15 protein-coding genes are annotated in these 16158 nt (G+C 42.4%); all 15 read right to left on the minus strand.

What is annotated here, in order from left to right:
* Positions 1 to 7 precede the first annotated feature (7 nt).
* Positions 8 to 1414, minus strand: coding sequence for a UDP-glucose dehydrogenase family protein (locus A8709_RS28460; protein ID WP_065857658.1), 1407 nt, complete (start codon positions 1412 to 1414; stop codon positions 8 to 10).
* 37 nt (positions 1415 to 1451) lie between these two features.
* Complete coding sequence (locus tag A8709_RS28465) at positions 1452 to 2411, minus strand: UDP-glucuronic acid decarboxylase family protein (protein ID WP_065857660.1); 960 nt, start codon at positions 2409 to 2411, stop codon at positions 1452 to 1454.
* A gap of 29 nt (positions 2412 to 2440) precedes the next feature.
* On the minus strand, positions 2441 to 3247 hold the full coding sequence (locus A8709_RS28470; protein ID WP_065857662.1) for a WecB/TagA/CpsF family glycosyltransferase: 807 nt from the start codon (positions 3245 to 3247) through the stop codon (positions 2441 to 2443).
* On the minus strand, positions 3244 to 4323 hold the full coding sequence (locus A8709_RS28475) for an NAD-dependent epimerase/dehydratase family protein (protein ID WP_065857664.1): 1080 nt from the start codon (positions 4321 to 4323) through the stop codon (positions 3244 to 3246). The genes A8709_RS28470 and A8709_RS28475 overlap by 4 nt, the downstream gene beginning before the upstream one ends.
* Before the next feature lie 33 nt (positions 4324 to 4356).
* Positions 4357 to 5565 carry a glycosyltransferase gene (locus A8709_RS28480; RefSeq protein WP_065857666.1) on the minus strand — a complete coding sequence of 403 codons (1209 nt, stop codon included), beginning with the start codon at positions 5563 to 5565 and terminating at the stop codon, positions 4357 to 4359.
* An 18-nt stretch (positions 5566 to 5583) separates the two neighbouring features.
* The gene (locus tag A8709_RS28485) at positions 5584 to 6735 is read right to left on the minus strand and encodes a glycosyltransferase (protein WP_065857668.1); all 1152 of its coding nucleotides are present in this window, start codon (positions 6733 to 6735) and stop codon (positions 5584 to 5586) included.
* Between the two features lie 15 nt (positions 6736 to 6750).
* Positions 6751 to 7707: an O-antigen ligase family protein gene (locus A8709_RS28490; protein ID WP_167357198.1), complete on the minus strand. Its 957-nt coding sequence runs from the start codon at positions 7705 to 7707 to the stop codon at positions 6751 to 6753.
* 442 nt (positions 7708 to 8149) lie between these two features.
* Complete coding sequence (locus A8709_RS28495; protein WP_065857672.1) at positions 8150 to 9442, minus strand: oligosaccharide flippase family protein; 1293 nt, start codon at positions 9440 to 9442, stop codon at positions 8150 to 8152.
* 31 nt (positions 9443 to 9473) lie between these two features.
* The gene (locus A8709_RS28500; RefSeq protein WP_208607762.1) at positions 9474 to 10130 is read right to left on the minus strand and encodes a sugar transferase; all 657 of its coding nucleotides are present in this window, start codon (positions 10128 to 10130) and stop codon (positions 9474 to 9476) included.
* A 17-nt stretch (positions 10131 to 10147) separates the two neighbouring features.
* Complete coding sequence (gene galU / locus A8709_RS28505; RefSeq protein ID WP_065857674.1) at positions 10148 to 11044, minus strand: UTP--glucose-1-phosphate uridylyltransferase GalU; 897 nt, start codon at positions 11042 to 11044, stop codon at positions 10148 to 10150.
* Positions 11045 to 11391: 347 nt separating this feature from the next.
* Entirely contained in the window at positions 11392 to 12102 is a 711-nt protein-coding gene (locus A8709_RS28510) for a CpsD/CapB family tyrosine-protein kinase (protein ID WP_065857676.1), read from the minus strand.
* Positions 12083 to 12838, minus strand: coding sequence for a YveK family protein (locus A8709_RS28515; protein ID WP_065857678.1), 756 nt, complete (start codon positions 12836 to 12838; stop codon positions 12083 to 12085). Before A8709_RS28515 ends, A8709_RS28510 begins: the two co-directional genes overlap by 20 nt.
* Positions 12839 to 12915: 77 nt before the next feature.
* Positions 12916 to 13677 (minus strand): tyrosine-protein phosphatase, encoded by a 762-nt coding sequence (locus A8709_RS28520; protein ID WP_084225570.1) that lies wholly within the window; start codon positions 13675 to 13677, stop codon positions 12916 to 12918.
* Positions 13671 to 14120 (minus strand): hypothetical protein, encoded by a 450-nt coding sequence (locus A8709_RS28525; protein ID WP_065857680.1) that lies wholly within the window; start codon positions 14118 to 14120, stop codon positions 13671 to 13673. Before A8709_RS28525 ends, A8709_RS28520 begins: the two co-directional genes overlap by 7 nt.
* Before the next feature lie 690 nt (positions 14121 to 14810).
* Positions 14811 to 15809: an LCP family protein gene (locus A8709_RS28530; RefSeq protein ID WP_065857682.1), complete on the minus strand. Its 999-nt coding sequence runs from the start codon at positions 15807 to 15809 to the stop codon at positions 14811 to 14813.
* Between the last annotated feature and the right edge of the window lie 349 nt (positions 15810 to 16158).

Raw genomic sequence — 16158 nt, forward strand, 5'->3', positions numbered from 1 at the left:
TTTTACGTTAAGTCCTGACAAACTCTTGGATTCTATTTCTCGAGGAACTGATCCCTAATCCTTCATAGTCAAAACCTAATTTCTGCAAGGGACCTTGCTTTAAGACATTTCTCGTGTCTAGCACATATGGACTTCGCATATTATCCTTGGCAGTCGACCAATCCATGAGCAAATACTCATCCCAATGGGTTAATAGAATAACAGCATCCACGTTATGCGTAACATCTATGGCACTAGTTACATATTGCACGTCCAACCCAGCATTCAATTGCTGGAACATCACCATGCCATGAGGATCATGCGCTTTTACTCTGGCACCTGCATCTATCAACTCTTTAATAATGACGGAGGCTTGCGTTTTACGTGCATCATCCGTATTCGGCTTAAATGTAAGACCCAAAATGCCAATGTTTTTGCCTGTCAACGTCTTCAATTTCCGCTTAATTTTATCTACAACATACTCATGCATTTGTTGATTCGAATGAACAGCCGCTTGAATAACGGTTAGTTCGCAGCTGTATTTCTGGCTCGTTGCTAATAATTCAGCTGTGTCTTTCGGGAAACAGCTCCCGCTCCAGCCGCTAGAAACCTGTAGAAATTTAGAGCCGATCCTAGAATCCATGCCCATCCCCGTTGCGACTTCCGTCACATTGGCCCCTAAGGTTTCGCACAGTCGCGCGATCTCATTAATATAGCTTATTTTCACTGCTAAAAAAGCGTTGGATGCATACTTAATCATCTCGGCGCTTTTGATGTCCGTTTCATAATAGGTGGGCAAAGCGACATTCGGATTATGAGCGAAATGAAAATCAAGCGACTTTTCTTCATAGTCTACCCGATTTAACAAATTGAAGTATAATTCTTTCATCACTTTTTTAGAATGAGCATTCTCAATACCCATCACAATGCGATCCGGGAAAAACACATCTTCAAGTGCGTAACCTTCCCGGAGAAATTCCGGATTGCTCGCCATTGCAAAATGCGTGTTGACCTGTAACCCAGATACTTCCTCAATGATCGAAGCTACCAAATCTGCTGTGCCGACAGGAACCGTGGATTTATTAATAATAACCGTAAACTTATTCGGATTAATATGATGCCCTATACTTTGCGCAGCAAGTCGAATGTATGTCAAATCGGCCGTTCCATCCCCCTTGGAAGGCGTTCCTACACCAATAAATACAACATCTGCATCGTAGATAACACCGTAGTCCGTTGTTGCAAACAACGATCTTCCGATATAACTTTCAATTAAATGATCGAGCCCCGGTTCATAAATAGGGCTTTTGCCCGCGTTCATTTGATCTACTTTATGCTGATCAATATCCAGCACCGTCGTATGATGCCCTAACACCGCAAATGCTGCTCCTGTCACACTGCCAACATAACCCGATCCGATACATACTACATTCATCGTATGTTCCCTCCTAGTCTCTCTATACCCATGTGTATTAGATAAGCGCTAGCTTCTCTTGATAGGAATGAATCGTTCTACGCAAACCTTCCTCCAGTGAAATGTCAGGATGCCAGCCCAGAATGTCAGCGGCTCGATCAATGACGGGTCTTCTTACTTTTGGATCATCTTCGGGGAGTTCATGAAATGTAATCGCGCTAGTGGTGTTCGTCAATTGTTTCACGAGCAGGGCTACATCCAAGACAGAATGTTCATTCGGATTGCCAATATTAATAATTTGTCCGGTTGCAGCATCTAGCTCCATCATACGCATAAGCGCTCTGATCGTATCGTCGACATAGCAGAACGAACGCGTCTGACTGCCATCGCCATACACCGTTATATCATCTCCCATCAAAGCTTGCGTTACGAAATTAGAAATGACCCTGCCATCATCATTGCGCAGTCCAGCCGAGTACGTGTTGAATAGGCGGACAACTTTCGTTCGCACCTGATATAAGCGATGGTACTCATAACAGAAGACTTCACCAAGCCTCTTGGCTTCATCATAGCAAGCACGTGGTCCCCACGTATTCACATTGCCACGATATTCTTCAGGCTGCGGATGTACCTCCGGATCGCCGTAGGCTTCACTCGTACTCGCGTAGAGAACTTTGGCGTTATACCTCCTCGCCAGTTCCAGCATGTTCTGTGTGCCAATCGTATTCACATAGATGGTCTCAATCGACGATGCTTGGTAGAGCTTTGGCGATGCGGGAGAGGCAAGATGATAGATTTCATCCACTTCTTGGACACCCTCCACATCTATGATGGCTTTGTTGGATACATCAAATTCAATAAAGCGAAAACCGGGATGATTCATGCATTCACTTAAATTTGACATTCTCCCTGTCACTAAATTATCAACACCGACCACCTGATGACCTTGACCTAATAATTCCTTCGTTAAATGTGAACCCAAGAAACCAGCTGCACCTGTAATCATGATTTTACTCATCGACACGTACCTCCTAATAATTGAGATCACTACCCAAACGATTGCTCCCGTTCACTTCCAGTGGGGAATAGGACAGGTATCTTTTTAAAACCGATAAGTTCCCCCACGACGGTGAAAACGTACAATGGATTTAAATACATATATCTCTTCCATAGACGTTTAGGCTCCTGAATCATACGATAGAACCATTCTAAGCCTCGCTTTTGCATCCAAGGCGGTGCTTGCTTGAGCGTACCTGCGTGAAAGTCAAAGGCGGCTCCAACTGCAAGCAACGGCATGCCTAGCAAATCCCTATACTCGAAAGCCCACACTTCTTGCCTCGGACAACCGAGACCAACGAATACAAGCTGAGCACCGCTCGCCTGGATTCGATTCACCACGCCCATTTTCTCCTCAGACGTTAGCTTTCTAAATTGGGAAGGCTCCTTCCCCGCAATTTGTAACCCTGGAAATTGCTCTTTCAAATTCTCCTCGAATAAATCGAGCGTCTCCAACTTGCTGCCGTACAAATAAATCGATAGCTGCTGATTAGCAGCCGCTTTGGCCACCCGCAAAGTCAATTCAGGACCATAGACACGTTCTTTCAATCCCGTTTTATATAGCCAGTTTAATCCCCACTTCACCGGTTGACCGTCGGGAACGACTAAATCCAAACCGTTCAATCTTCGACGATGCTCGGTATCCAAATATCCCGTCATTACGCCATGAACAGCTAATGCGGATACCGCAAATGGTATACGTTGCTGCGCTGCATTCGTAATTAACTGGACGGCTGAATCATAATCAACCGCAGATATATTCACACCACAGATGGCATGCTTCCCTTTATTGATCATATAGCGACACTCCAGCGATCTTTATTCTCTTCGAAAATACCTTCCAAAATCATTTGAATATGGTTATAGGCTTGCTTCCATTCCGGGAAATGCGCCTTGAATTTGGCCATATCAGAAACATACCATTGATGATCTCCCGCTCGAGCTACATCTGAATACGTATAATTGAATTCCCTGCCCGTGATTTCCTGCGAAATCTGGATCGCTTCAAGCATAGACACATTCGAGTCTCTACCGCCTCCCAAATTGTATACTTCCCCACCTCTTCTCGGATTCGTATAGAATGCATGAAAGGCTGATATCACATCGCTAGAATGAATAACATCTCTGACCTGTTTACCTTCATAACCAAAAATCGTGTAAGGCGTTCCCGTTATCGCACATCGCATTAAGTAGTTGATAAAACCATGCAGCTGCACGCCAGATTGCTTGGAGCCGCTTAATACACCACCTCTGAAACATACCGTTTTGAAGTTAAAATATCGGCCATATTCCTGCACGAGCACGTCTGCGGCAAGCTTGGAGGCACCGAATAAAGAATGCATACTTTGGTCTATACTCATTTCTTCTGAAATGCCATTACAGAACGTATGCTGCGGATCGATCTCCCAACGGGAGTCCAACTCAATAAGTGGAAGGGTGTTAGGTCGATCCCCATACACTTTGTTCGTTGATGTGAAAATAAAAACTGCCTCCGGACAATAATGCCTCATCGCCTCAAGCAGATTTAAGGTCCCGTTGGCATTCACCCCGAAATCGGTAAAGGGATCTCTTACTGCCCAATCATGTGAGGGTTGAGCGGCCGTATGAATGATGAGAGAAATATCTTCTCCATACAGACGAAATACGTCATTCAATTGATCCGCATGGCGAATATCAATCGTATGATGCTTGTAATTAACGCCTAACATGCCCTCTAAACGCTGACGATTCCATATCGTTGATCCTTCTGCCCCAAAAAATGTTTCTCGCATATTATTATCGATCCCAACAACCGTATAACCTAGACCAGCATAGAACTCTGTTGCTTCTGAACCGATCAAACCAGCGGAACCTGTAATCATGACGATAGACATAATTCAACACTCTCCTCGTTATTTGCTATTCATTTAGCTGACAAAGATCTGCCGCTTCTCCGGATTGGCGTCATTTTTCACGAGCAAGTTTGCATATTCGAGCTTAATTTTATTAACCGTATGTTGGACTAAAAACTGATTTCTAATGGTTTCTGTTGCATGAATCCCTAGCCGCTTCCTCTCACTGCTATCCGTTAAAAGTCTTTCTAAACCTTGACTCATCGCCACCTCGTTCGCATTCACCAGTAGTCCGTCTTTCCCAGAGGTAATAATATCAACCGGACCTCCCCAATTAGTAGCAATTGAAGGAAGACCGCAGTACATCGCTTCAATTAAAACTCTGCCGAAAGGCTCTGGTGTGGTAGAGGCTAGGACGAAAATATCCAATGCCACATAGATGTTACGGCTATCCTTAATAAATCCGGCAAAAATGACCCTATCTTCGATATGTAACTCTTTCACAAGACGTTTGAGACCTTCCAACACATATTCATTACCAGGAAAACAATCGCCAGCCAAAATTAAATAGGTATTCGGCGGCTTCTGACAAGCTGCGAACGATTTAATGAGCAAATCTTGACCTTTCCATGTACTGATTCGCGCTACATTTCCGATGACAACAGCATCAAGTGGAATGCACAGCTTTTTACGCATTTCCGCCCGATTCATCCGCTCACTCACTTGATCGATATAATCTTCTTCAATACCATTAAAAATGGTAACCAGCTTACGATGCTTGCGATACTGCCCAAAACGCTTACTTACATCCGTCGAAATACATATAATTCGGGTCGATAAATGAAAAATGAGGTATCGATATATTCCCCAAAGCAGCTTTGGAAAATCATCAAATACCTCTCGCATATGCCAAATATGGGGAACTTTCAGCAACTTAGCTGCTATGGCTCCTGACATGATAATGGCTGAATTACTATGGATAAGACTAACCTTCTCTTGCTTTACTAATTTGTACAACTTGGGTATGGCTAGAAAGAAATGACTCACAAATCGGAGTAAACTTAAGAGATTAACAAATGTTTGCCTTCTTAAAATCAAGAGATCCTGCCTAATGAACACTTTGGCCCCGAGCATTTCCAGCTCTCTTACCAACTCGCCCTCTTCAGGCAAAATGACCATGGCCTCATACTTATCTTTTTCCAGACCTTTTATTAAAGATAGAAGCGATCTGCTGGAGCCATATAAATCACCAGTAACATGAAAATATAAGACTTTTATTTTCATTGAAGCCCCATATCCTTCCTAACTAATTTTAATGGGTAGATTATTCTGGATAATCCCCTCGTACAAGGCTTCAAGTTCCGTATTTTGCTTGGTAATATTAAATAAACGTCGTACTCTGTCCTTACCCTGTTGGCTAAAAACCTCCCAAATATGTTGCTCTTCTAAAAGTGTTCTAATATACGCAGCGAGCATGTTGGTATCCTTTTCTGGAACTAGAAACCCTGTTTCACCATGCGAAACCGCTTCTGTAATTCCCCCTGTAGCGAAACTAACAACGGGAAGTCCCATCGCATTCGCTTCAGCAAACACCATGCCAAATCCCTCTGCATCGCCATTACTCGCAATGACGCTTGGAACGGAGAATACCCTCGCTTTATTCATCCATTCCCGAACAACCTCAGGCGGCTGTACGCCTAGAAATCTGTATTTCTTTAGTAAACGCCCTGCCTTTTCCTCTAAGTGATTCCTAAGCGGGCCATCACCTATGCAGACAAGTTCACAATCAGGCACCCATTTCTGAACTTTTCTCATCGCATCAATTAAGTATTCGGCTCCCTTCTTCTCTACTAATCTGCCTACGAACAGAACAATCGGATATCGTTCAACCTGATCGTCAGGTGTGAAGGCATCCACATCAATCCCAATATAATGGCGGACGACCCTCTCCTCCGGATACCCCTGCTCTAGCATTTTACTCCTGATAAAATCAGATACCGCTATGAAAAGTGTGCCCGTTCTCTGTAATTCCTGACGCTTTCGGATGTACAATTTATGCGTATAGAAATCAGCATATTCATCCTTTACTGTCGCATCAAACCCATGAAAGGTAACAATTAAGGGCACCCCTAACGATTTCACTAATGGTAAAGCGAGTACGCCTCCAAAACCAAAATGTGCATGAATCAGAGATGGCTTGATACCAGCAACTTTCTTCATGAACCCTGTTGATTTACCTAATAGTTTATACATCGTTTCTTTGCCCCAGCCCATAACGCTCTGGTCATTCAACACGATCACCCGTTCATTCGGCAGCTTGAGCCCTTTAATTTCTCTAGAGCCTACGTAGTAGGGTGTGAATGTTTGTAAGGCTTCTGATTGGGCTCTGACAAATGTTTCTGAGGGTGATAACAGATGATCCTTATAGATCACCACGTTCCTTTTTCCATTCATAGATGCCCCCACTCCTTATACATTCATATTTTGTGGTTTGATTTGCGGTATCCCAGGTATCCGGTTATCACGTTTACTCCCTACATGACTTAGACTTAGCCTAGATGGTTCTATATTTCCCAGCATCTTTTCCTTTTCTTTTTTGACATAAATAAGGAGCAATGTGAAAGTAATAAAATGATACAAGAAATTTTCTTTGAAAATATTACTTTCCAATGTAGATTCTGTAATCCCTCTAATTAACAAAAGAAGCACCATCATGATCGTAATAAACTTACTCTCTTGCGAGTAGCGCCATCCAAATTTAATTAAGATAATGACATAATAAATAAGGCCAACTACACCGACAATGCCTGATTCTCCGAGTGTTTGAAAGAACTGATTGTGTGCTTGACCAGGTGCCCAATTATACATCGATAGGAAAGGCAGCCTTGTTTCTTCATCTTTCCAAAGATCCAATCCGTACCCAAATATCGGGTTATGCCGCCAAATATCGATGGTATAGCTCCAGACAAAATTCCTACCCGTTAAACTCGTTAGTAATTGCACGTCTTGGCTTTGTAAATCTAAATAATTCGAAGCTGCAGAATTGATCATAAACAGATAGATGCATAACACGAATATCCCCGCAATCAGCAAGTAAATATGACGTACGGCAGAAGTTCGAGAAACAATTAAGACAAAAATAAAAATAATCAAAAATGTAACCCAAGTCGTTTTGGACTGCGTCAAGATAAGTACTGTTAGACTAACCAGCCAATGGAGACTATTTACATAAACATTCTTTTTCTCCATCATACGATTCGTCACCCAAAAAACGATGGCCATTGGCGCCAAATGATTCGCTAAGTTAGCTATCCCATGTAAACGAAAGGAATAAATAAAGCCTAATTTGTAGTTCTCCTCAATCGCAAAGCTAGGGTCAGCAATAGCAAAAATTAAGCTTCCATAGAGATAAATTAATGCAATCATTCTTACTAGCTTAATGAACCACATTAAATCCTTTCCTTTCATTAATAAAAGCGCAGTGAAACTCAAGGGCAACACGAACCATTGCGGAGAAAGAGATACTTTCGATCCAAGAAATGAGGACAAAATCGGACCACAGGAAAAGATCATGGAGGAGAACCATAATTGCAGTTCGGGTTTATAAAATTTTTGTTGGATACCTGGCCATACGAAAAGAAAGCTAACAAACAAGATGATAGCTGTTATGGCGGATCTTAATAGGAGAGCAGTGCGATCCTTTTCCATCGTGACAACCATGAATTGATCTAGATTAAATACTCGGGGGCTTGTAAGGTTATTAATAATGGGAGAGATCATAATCAGAACTATTACGCCGATTAAGCCTATTCTTAGTATATTGATCTGAGCATGGCTGTTAGGATTATGTATCATTTACGCCTCCAAACTACTGACTTGCAACCTTCGTAATCAGTTTAGTTTTGGTCTTACACTGCCACACGATCACCCATAATCCAACGCCTAGAACCGTGTTAGCTACTAATCCGGAAATAATCGCCCCTTTCCAAGAATAGAGGGGGATTAACACCATATTTAATACGACACTCACGATAGCGACGCCAATTTGCATCATACTTCGGTATCCTTGTAAGCCTGCTCCCGTCAATAAGTCTGCTGCAAAATATTGAAGTCCTCGAATACATGGCAGGATGGCCATCCATCTAATCGCTTCGACGGCATTATTATAATCAGATCCTAGGACATACGGGATAATGGGGGCAAAAGCATATAACATCATGCCGGATACCACGCCATATACGCATCCCGCTGGAAGCAGCTTCTTGGCAAATTGAAGGCTTCCACTTATCCCCCTAGAGCCATGCTGAAAAAACTTGCCATATGACGCTGCTAATAACGACCGTATGGGTGTAAACACAACATCGATAATACGGTAAGCTGCGGCATAAATACCCGTCGCTTCTAAGGTTGAGATTTTCGCAAGGATACTCTTGTCGATTTCATTATAAACACCTTGCGAGGATAGACTGATCGAGAAATAAAAGCCTTCTACGATATCTTTTTTAGTAAACGTAAGCTTCATACTTGGATAACCAAGTTGGCGGTTGACGATGATGACACCCATTACCGTTGTTAGTACTGTACACAACAAATACAAGCCTCCCCATTGGTCAGGCGTAGGCTGAGATACAGTAAAAAACAAACCGCATGCAGCTATCATCCGCATCACGCTTTGGCAAACTTGCAGCTGCGCCGTCCATCCCAGCCTTTCGAAAGCTTGGAAGGCCTGACCGCTTATATCTAGTATTCTTGCAAAAATCATATCGGATATGGCCACGGTTGCGAGCAGTTTAATAGGAATAGTGGCTGGCAAAAATAAATGGGCCACTATTAATAAAATACCGACTAACAGGATGCCTGATAACACGGTTATGATCAGTGCATTTCCCCAGGACTCCTTAAAGGAGGAACGATCCCTAGCTACATTTCTCACCAAGATATTTCCTGTACCGAAGCTGGCAAATGGGGAGAAAATCGATGTTATGGCTACGACACCAACAAAAGCACCAAAGCCTTCCACACCAAGTGCGCGTGCGATGAAAATAAAATAGATGGCTTGAATACCTGTCTTCAAGCCATTCCCTATAAACATCCAGAGCGTATTCTTAGTCAAATTATTGTTCTTCAACCGAAGAACCCTATTCATCCACTCATTTTTCATCAAAGTTCCGAAGTCTCCTTAGCTACGCAAATTAGACCGTGTTGCTTCTGATTACGACCATTACTGTTCCCCATATGATCTTGATATCCATTCGCCATGAAATCTCTTCGGCATACTTGAAATCGTGTTGCAAATTGTCGTGAATTGGATAGATTCGCTCCGGGCTAATTTGCCATAAACCTGTGATACCCGGTGTTACTCGGAATCGTTGCCACTCCCAATCTGTATACTCCGCCTCGACAATCGATTTCTGTTCAGGTCTCGGACCAATAAAGCTCATTTCGCCTCGTAAAATATTAAAGAGCTGCGGCAATTCATCTATGCTGCACTTTCTTAATATGCGCCCTACCGATGTAATTCTTGGATCCTCACCAGAGATAGGCGATCTCCCTTCTTTGGGTACATCCACATACATGGTACGAAATTTATAAATGTTAAACAGGCGACCGTTTTTACCATATCGTTGCTGCTTAAAAATGACAGGACCTTTGGAATCTATCTTAATCCATATAGCGACGATGAGAAGAAGTGGAGAGGTAAACAAAAGAAGACTTAAGCCCACGAGTAGATCAAGCAGCGGCTTTACGACTTGAATATAAATCCCACTTGGTTCAGATAGCTGAGTGAAGGTGTCTCCAGCTACAGAATTACCAGTACTCGCCCTATTTTCGATTGTCGCCATGTCCATTTCTAGTCATTCCCTCCTTAAACAATCGTTCGAAGTGCAGGTTGAGCTACCGCATATTCGTATAAATACCGTTCAAACTCTTCACTCAATTCATTATTCTTCAGCGCAAATTCGACGGTCGCCTTCAGGAATCCGATCTTGCTGCCTACATCGTATAATTTACCTTCATACATATAACTGTACATCGCTTGCTGCTGTGCAAGCTGCTGCAGGGCATCCGTTAATTGAATTTCACCACCTACACCGGGTTGTGTGTGTTCTAACAGATCCATTATTTCTGGATTTAGAATGTAACGACCCATGATGGCTAGATTAGACGGCGGGTTTTTCTGCGGTTTTTCAATGAGATTATGAACAAATGAAAGGCGATCTGTCACGTGTTTCCCTTCAATAACACCGTACTTATTCACCTCTTCCCAAGGGACTGGCGCAACAGCAATGATGTTGGAACTATCCGTGGCATCGTACACGTCCATCATTTGCCTTAAACAAGGAACCTTACTATCAATAATCATGTCCCCTAGTAGTACGGCGAAGGGCTCATTCCCAATAAATTTACGTGCGCACCAGATCGCATGCCCTAGACCCAAAGCTTCCTTTTGCCGCACATAATGGATGTCTACGAGATTGGTTAGATCATGTACAATTTGCAGTAATTCGCTTTTGTTTTTACTTTCTAAGTTTTGCTCCAGTTCGTAATTTTTATCAAAATGATCCTCAATCGGTTTCTTACTTCGTCCCGTCACAATGATGATGTCTTCGATGCCGGAATCAATGGCTTCTTCAACGATGTATTGAATAGTCGGCTTATCCACGATCGGCAGCATCTCTTTGGGCATAGCTTTCGTTGCAGGTAAAAATCGGGTTCCTAAACCAGCTGCAGGAATGATGGCCTTTCTTACAATTCTCTCCATATTACTCCTCCTATTTACTCTTTATCTATCAACTACGGGTTACAGTTGGCCAAAATAAACGGCTACGCCGTCCTTCAAGGACAGAGCGTTTATCTAGGAATATAAGACAATTTAGTATGTGAAACTTATAAAGTCTTATATTTTTAAAAAAACCAGGCATGTTGTCTTACGAAGTAACACAACACGCCTCGATTTTTTAATGTGAATCAGGGCATTTAACCCCCCCTCACTACACACCATTGACGCTAAACGTCTAAGGCCTGGGGCCCACGGCATGCACGAGTGCCTACAATGATAACGGTGTAGTAGACATTACCAATAACGGATTGAACTAGGTTGGATTCATCCTATTGACCATAGTAATAGTTATATGAAACATCACTTTTCTTATGGCGCTTATTGTTGAGCACAACGCCTAGAATCTTGGCCTGAACTCTCTCCAAGTTCTCAATCGCTTTTCTGGCCACATCTCGTTTTACTTTACCCTCACTAATCACCATGACAACACCATCGCATTTGGTCGCTAGAATCTGTGCGTCTGCCACGGCCAAAGTTGGCGGAGAATCGATGATAATCATATCGAATTGGGTGGCCATATCAGCTAAGAGTGCCGTCATTTTCTGAGACATAAGCAGCTCGGAAGGATTCGGAGGGATCGGACCCGACGTAATAATGAACAAGTTTTCCACCGTGGTTTTAAAAATAACCTCCTCGATTTCCGTCTGATTCGCTAATGTACTCGTGAGTCCGTATCGATTGGACTTTGCGAAATAGTGATGAATGGTTGGCTTTCTTAAGTCAGCATCAATGAGCAGTACTTTCTTCCCTTCCTGGGCATACGCCACTGACAAATTGGCAGCTGTTGTTGATTTGCCTTCAGCGGGTTGCGCAGATGTAATAAGAACCGTTTTCATCATGTGATCGATCGAGGAAAACTGGATATTCGTTCTTAACGTTCGATAGGCCTCTGAGACTTGCGATTTGGGGCGTATGTCTGTGATGAGCTGATGGCTAACAGCTTTATCCGCTTTACTAGTCTTATTGGTTAGCGTTCGCATATACCGTATCCCCTACCATTCTTTGTGATTTAGAGGCTACTTTGCCTGTTAATTCTTCCGGCTTCACATTCGAGATAGTAGCAAGTGTCGGTAAACTTAGGTACAAGGTAATGTCTCTTTCGGACTTGATGGAATCATCCAAATAATCTAGAAGAAATACAAGGCCGATCGCGATCATCAGTGACACCACGAATGCGATGGCCACATTTAATTTTAAATTGGGTGAGACTGGCGCCAAGTGATCTTCCGGCTTCGCTTCGTTTAAAATAATGACATTATCCACTTTCAAAATTGAAGGAATCGTATTCTTGAATACTTCGGAAACGGCATTCACTGTTTTTGCCGCGTTCTCCAACGATTTACTCTTAATCGATAAGGTCATGACCTGTGTATCAATGGTGGAGTCAACACTTATCATGTCAAGTAAATCTGTACTTGTCAGTCCAAGTTCAGGGTACTTCTCCACGACCTTATCTAGAATAGCAGGGGTTTGAATAATCTCCTTATAGGTCTTAATCAACAACGCATTTGTCCGTAAAGAATCATAATCCATGTTATCTCGGCCTTGCGTATCGTTTGATTTATTTACTATGATTTTAGAACTCGCTTCGTAAAGCGGGGACATCAAATAATAGCTCGCAAGACCTGCTGCCACACTAGCTAGTAAGACAATGATCGCGATGAACCCTATCTTTTTTTGAAGAATTTGGAGATATTGTTTTAATTCAATTTCCATAGTAACCTCCAGTACTTAGTTAATGTTAGATAAAATATCACTCCATGTTAGATACATGCTCAAAAAAATTTCCCCATTCATTTAAATGACCAAAAACGTCTTTGATAGGCCTGAGGCACGATCGGAATCGGTTCATTTTGAACGACACATGCAGCGTTTAACAGATAATTCTCTACGGCTTTAGGGCCTATCTGTTTATCCAGATAAGCGAGTGCCATGGACAAATCACTCCTCCTGCTGGCCATATTATGCGCATCGGAGGCGATGAGATGAGACATATTCGTCTTGCATAAGTGAATTGCGAACTTCTGAACTTTACGACCAAATAATCCGGTGATGGATTGTGAAGTCACCTGAAACCTGCAACCTTGCTCCAAGTAATGGTGGAGACGGTTCGGGTTACTCATCAAAACCTGATTACGTTCAGGATGTGCAAGGATGACTGTTAAACCGAGTACGTGCACTTCATACAACAGGTCATCGAAATAGGTGGGAATATCGCCTAAAGGCAACTCCAATAGTAGATAGTTGGAATCATTTAGTGTCCGAATTTCGCCAGCTTCCCAATCATTTAGGAGCTCTTTGTACACTCTTACCTCTTGACCAGGAAGAATCTCAATAGGAATTTGCTGTTTCTGCAGCTCCGCATTCAGTTCTTGGACAGCAAGACCAATCTGTTTAGCCGGATTATCATATCTGCCACACCCATGGTGAGGGGTAGCAATCATGCTATGTACCCCCTCCATCGCAGCATACCTAGCCATTTCAACCGCCACTTCCAGGCTAGGGGCACCATCATCTAAGCCAGGGAGAATATGACAATGCGTATCAATCAGCATGACACATCCATATATGGCGTTTGTGCTGCATGCCTCATCGCATGTTCATACCTACGCACGGACTTCTGATATTCAAAGAAATATTCACTTTCCCATGAACTTACAACTTGCTGCACAATAGCTTCAGCGTATGATTCTTCTTCCAACCACACTACCGTATAGATAAAGCCACTCTCAAACTGACTCCGTTGACGAATTACACCGCGGAGAGAAATCGCTTCGTTATGAAAATTGAATTGAAAACACCAAATTACATTTTCATTAGTGGGTAGGCTTAAATACGAAATAAAATCCATTTGGCTGACACTAATACGGACCGCTTTAAACGGCGTATACTTGGAATCCAAGCAGTGTTGATCGATCTGTTTAATATTCATCAAACCGTAACAAGGATATTTCAAAACAATCGCTGCCTCGCAGACTTCAGTAAAGCTTGTAGTCATTTCTTCCCCTCCTCTAATGTTACGTTGTGTATCATCGCGGGCCTGACTGACTACAATGCTGACTTCCTTACACTGTGGATGTTGTTAGTTAGAACTTTCTGAGGTGTGACTTATGGAGATTCGGACTTAAATCGTGGGAGCGTAGAAACTAATTGCCTGTGAGTGAATTAGCTTTCTCGCATATGTCAGAGGGGGGCGTTCGATTGATTAGAAAGGGGCTTCTGTTTGGATTGGCTTTCGTGCCATAATATAAATTCCTTAATATCCAATCCCAAATGTCTCAAAACATCTTTGATGTCAAGTGATACTGGCTTATCTTCTACCATAAAAGAGCACCATCCTTGATCATGTTATGTTTCCTGACAACTTCAGTTAATCTGCTTTCAATTTATGATACATCTTGTATCTTGTCAAGAACATTTTACAAATCGTTTACGATTACTCGTTCACTTACTAGCTGGTTAGTTCCCATGAAAATAACATCATTTGTTTTCAAAGTTATGCCTGTAATTCCCCCATTATGATAAGAATTACGCATCAATTTGAATATCTACTCTTGTAAGCGCACCCATCGTCTGATAGAAACATCATCACTCTTGCTATGCCTTTTTTCGAAAATAATCTCCTCACCTTACAGATACATAATGTATCAATAAGGGCAGCATGGTCCATTGAATGCGTCACTGCGTGCTAATTCTTTAGTAATGTGCTGCTGATTTCCTTCACCTTATCCAGATCGGGTATCCAAAAATATAAGCGTAGTTGTGTCAATGGATCCAACTCATAACCACTGTGACCCGGAATTTGCATGGTCGTAAAATCTTCTGATGTCATTCCTTTGAATAACCAGGCTAGGCTAATGATATCGCTATCTTGGAAATTGGTATCCACAATATCCTTTTTCACTTTGGTTAGCAAGCTGGCAATTTCGCCAATATGCTCGGGTCTTAGCACTTCTTGCGCGACGTTTTTTAAAATCTGCGATTGCTCCGTTTGCCTGCCGAAATCACCGTCGGGAAACGCATATCGTTCCCTCGCTAAGCTTAACGCTAATTTTCCATCGATATGCTGCATGCCTTTGGGCAAGGTCGTTTGAGAATGCAGTAAGTAAATATCGTTTTTGACTTCTACATTCACGCCCCCAATGGTATCGATGAAATCTTCAAAGCCTTTAAAATTAGTTTTCATGTAATAATTGATGGGCACATCTAAGAAATCACTTACCGTTTGGAGGGCTTCCTGCGTTCCTTTCTCGTTTCCTCCCTTCATCTCACCAACCAAATGAGCATGATTGATTTTGGTGTAACCCACGCCCTCAACCTGAACCCTGCTGTCTCTGGGAATCGAGATGATGTTCACCTTGCGAAGATCCGGCATAATATGCAAAACCATAATGACATCAGACCTTGAATCTTCATCTCCTCTGGCATCAATACCCAAAAGAAGCACATTAAATGCTTTTACCACCTTTGTTGGTGCTTGGGTAGAAGGTTGAACCGTAGGTTCACTCTCCTCTTTACGCGCTGCAATCGTCGTTGTTGTTTCTGTCGAAACGGCCGGCTTACTCAATACAGGTAATGTAACTTGCTGGAAGTGATGACTCGGTTCGTATTTCCAGTAGATCGTCCCCCCAATACCTATGATTCCAACAAAGAGAAAGCCTGCAGTGTACACTACCCAACGACGCATGTAGTCACTCCCTTAACTTACCTATTTATTAGATACGTATTGTATCATTACATATAGGTAAACACAAGTACGAATAAACCACACCGCCTTTTTATTAAAGGGAGTGTGGTTTATGGGTTGCACCAGCTACCGTTCACATCTACCAAGCTAATCCCGCCTTACTCATTTAGATCCAGCTTTCAACTGCCATTCCTTCATAGCTGTGTATAAAGATATTGGGTACGGTTTCACATTTCAAACAATGAGCTAGAGGAATTGTTGTATGATAATACCCCGTTTTGAATACCTTCTTAGCATGACTTTTGTCCATCGTAGCCTTACATTCGACACAATATACCTTTTCCAAATT

The organism is Paenibacillus pectinilyticus, from assembly GCF_001700435.1.
Taxonomy (GTDB): Bacteria; Bacillota; Bacilli; order Paenibacillales; family NBRC-103111; genus Paenibacillus_E; species Paenibacillus_E pectinilyticus.

Coding starts and splice junctions, on each gene's coding strand:
- A8709_RS28460 (WP_065857658.1), bottom strand. CDS start 1,414: ATGAATGTAGTATGTATCGGATCGGGTTATGTTGGCAGTGTGACAGGA.
- A8709_RS28465 (WP_065857660.1), bottom strand. CDS start 2,411: ATGAGTAAAATCATGATTACAGGTGCAGCTGGTTTCTTGGGTTCACAT.
- A8709_RS28470 (WP_065857662.1), bottom strand. CDS start 3,247: ATGATCAATAAAGGGAAGCATGCCATCTGTGGTGTGAATATATCTGCG.
- A8709_RS28475 (WP_065857664.1), bottom strand. CDS start 4,323: ATGTCTATCGTCATGATTACAGGTTCCGCTGGTTTGATCGGTTCAGAA.
- A8709_RS28480 (WP_065857666.1), bottom strand. CDS start 5,565: ATGAAAATAAAAGTCTTATATTTTCATGTTACTGGTGATTTATATGGC.
- A8709_RS28485 (WP_065857668.1), bottom strand. CDS start 6,735: ATGAATGGAAAAAGGAACGTGGTGATCTATAAGGATCATCTGTTATCA.
- A8709_RS28490 (WP_167357198.1), bottom strand. CDS start 7,707: ATGATTGCATTAATTTATCTCTATGGAAGCTTAATTTTTGCTATTGCT.
- A8709_RS28495 (WP_065857672.1), bottom strand. CDS start 9,442: ATGAAAAATGAGTGGATGAATAGGGTTCTTCGGTTGAAGAACAATAAT.
- A8709_RS28500 (WP_208607762.1), bottom strand. CDS start 10,130: ATGGACATGGCGACAATCGAAAATAGGGCGAGTACTGGTAATTCTGTA.
- galU (WP_065857674.1), bottom strand. CDS start 11,044: ATGGAGAGAATTGTAAGAAAGGCCATCATTCCTGCAGCTGGTTTAGGA.
- A8709_RS28510 (WP_065857676.1), bottom strand. CDS start 12,102: ATGCGAACGCTAACCAATAAGACTAGTAAAGCGGATAAAGCTGTTAGC.
- A8709_RS28515 (WP_065857678.1), bottom strand. CDS start 12,838: ATGGAAATTGAATTAAAACAATATCTCCAAATTCTTCAAAAAAAGATA.
- A8709_RS28520 (WP_084225570.1), bottom strand. CDS start 13,677: ATGCTGATTGATACGCATTGTCATATTCTCCCTGGCTTAGATGATGGT.
- A8709_RS28525 (WP_065857680.1), bottom strand. CDS start 14,120: ATGACTACAAGCTTTACTGAAGTCTGCGAGGCAGCGATTGTTTTGAAA.
- A8709_RS28530 (WP_065857682.1), bottom strand. CDS start 15,809: ATGCGTCGTTGGGTAGTGTACACTGCAGGCTTTCTCTTTGTTGGAATC.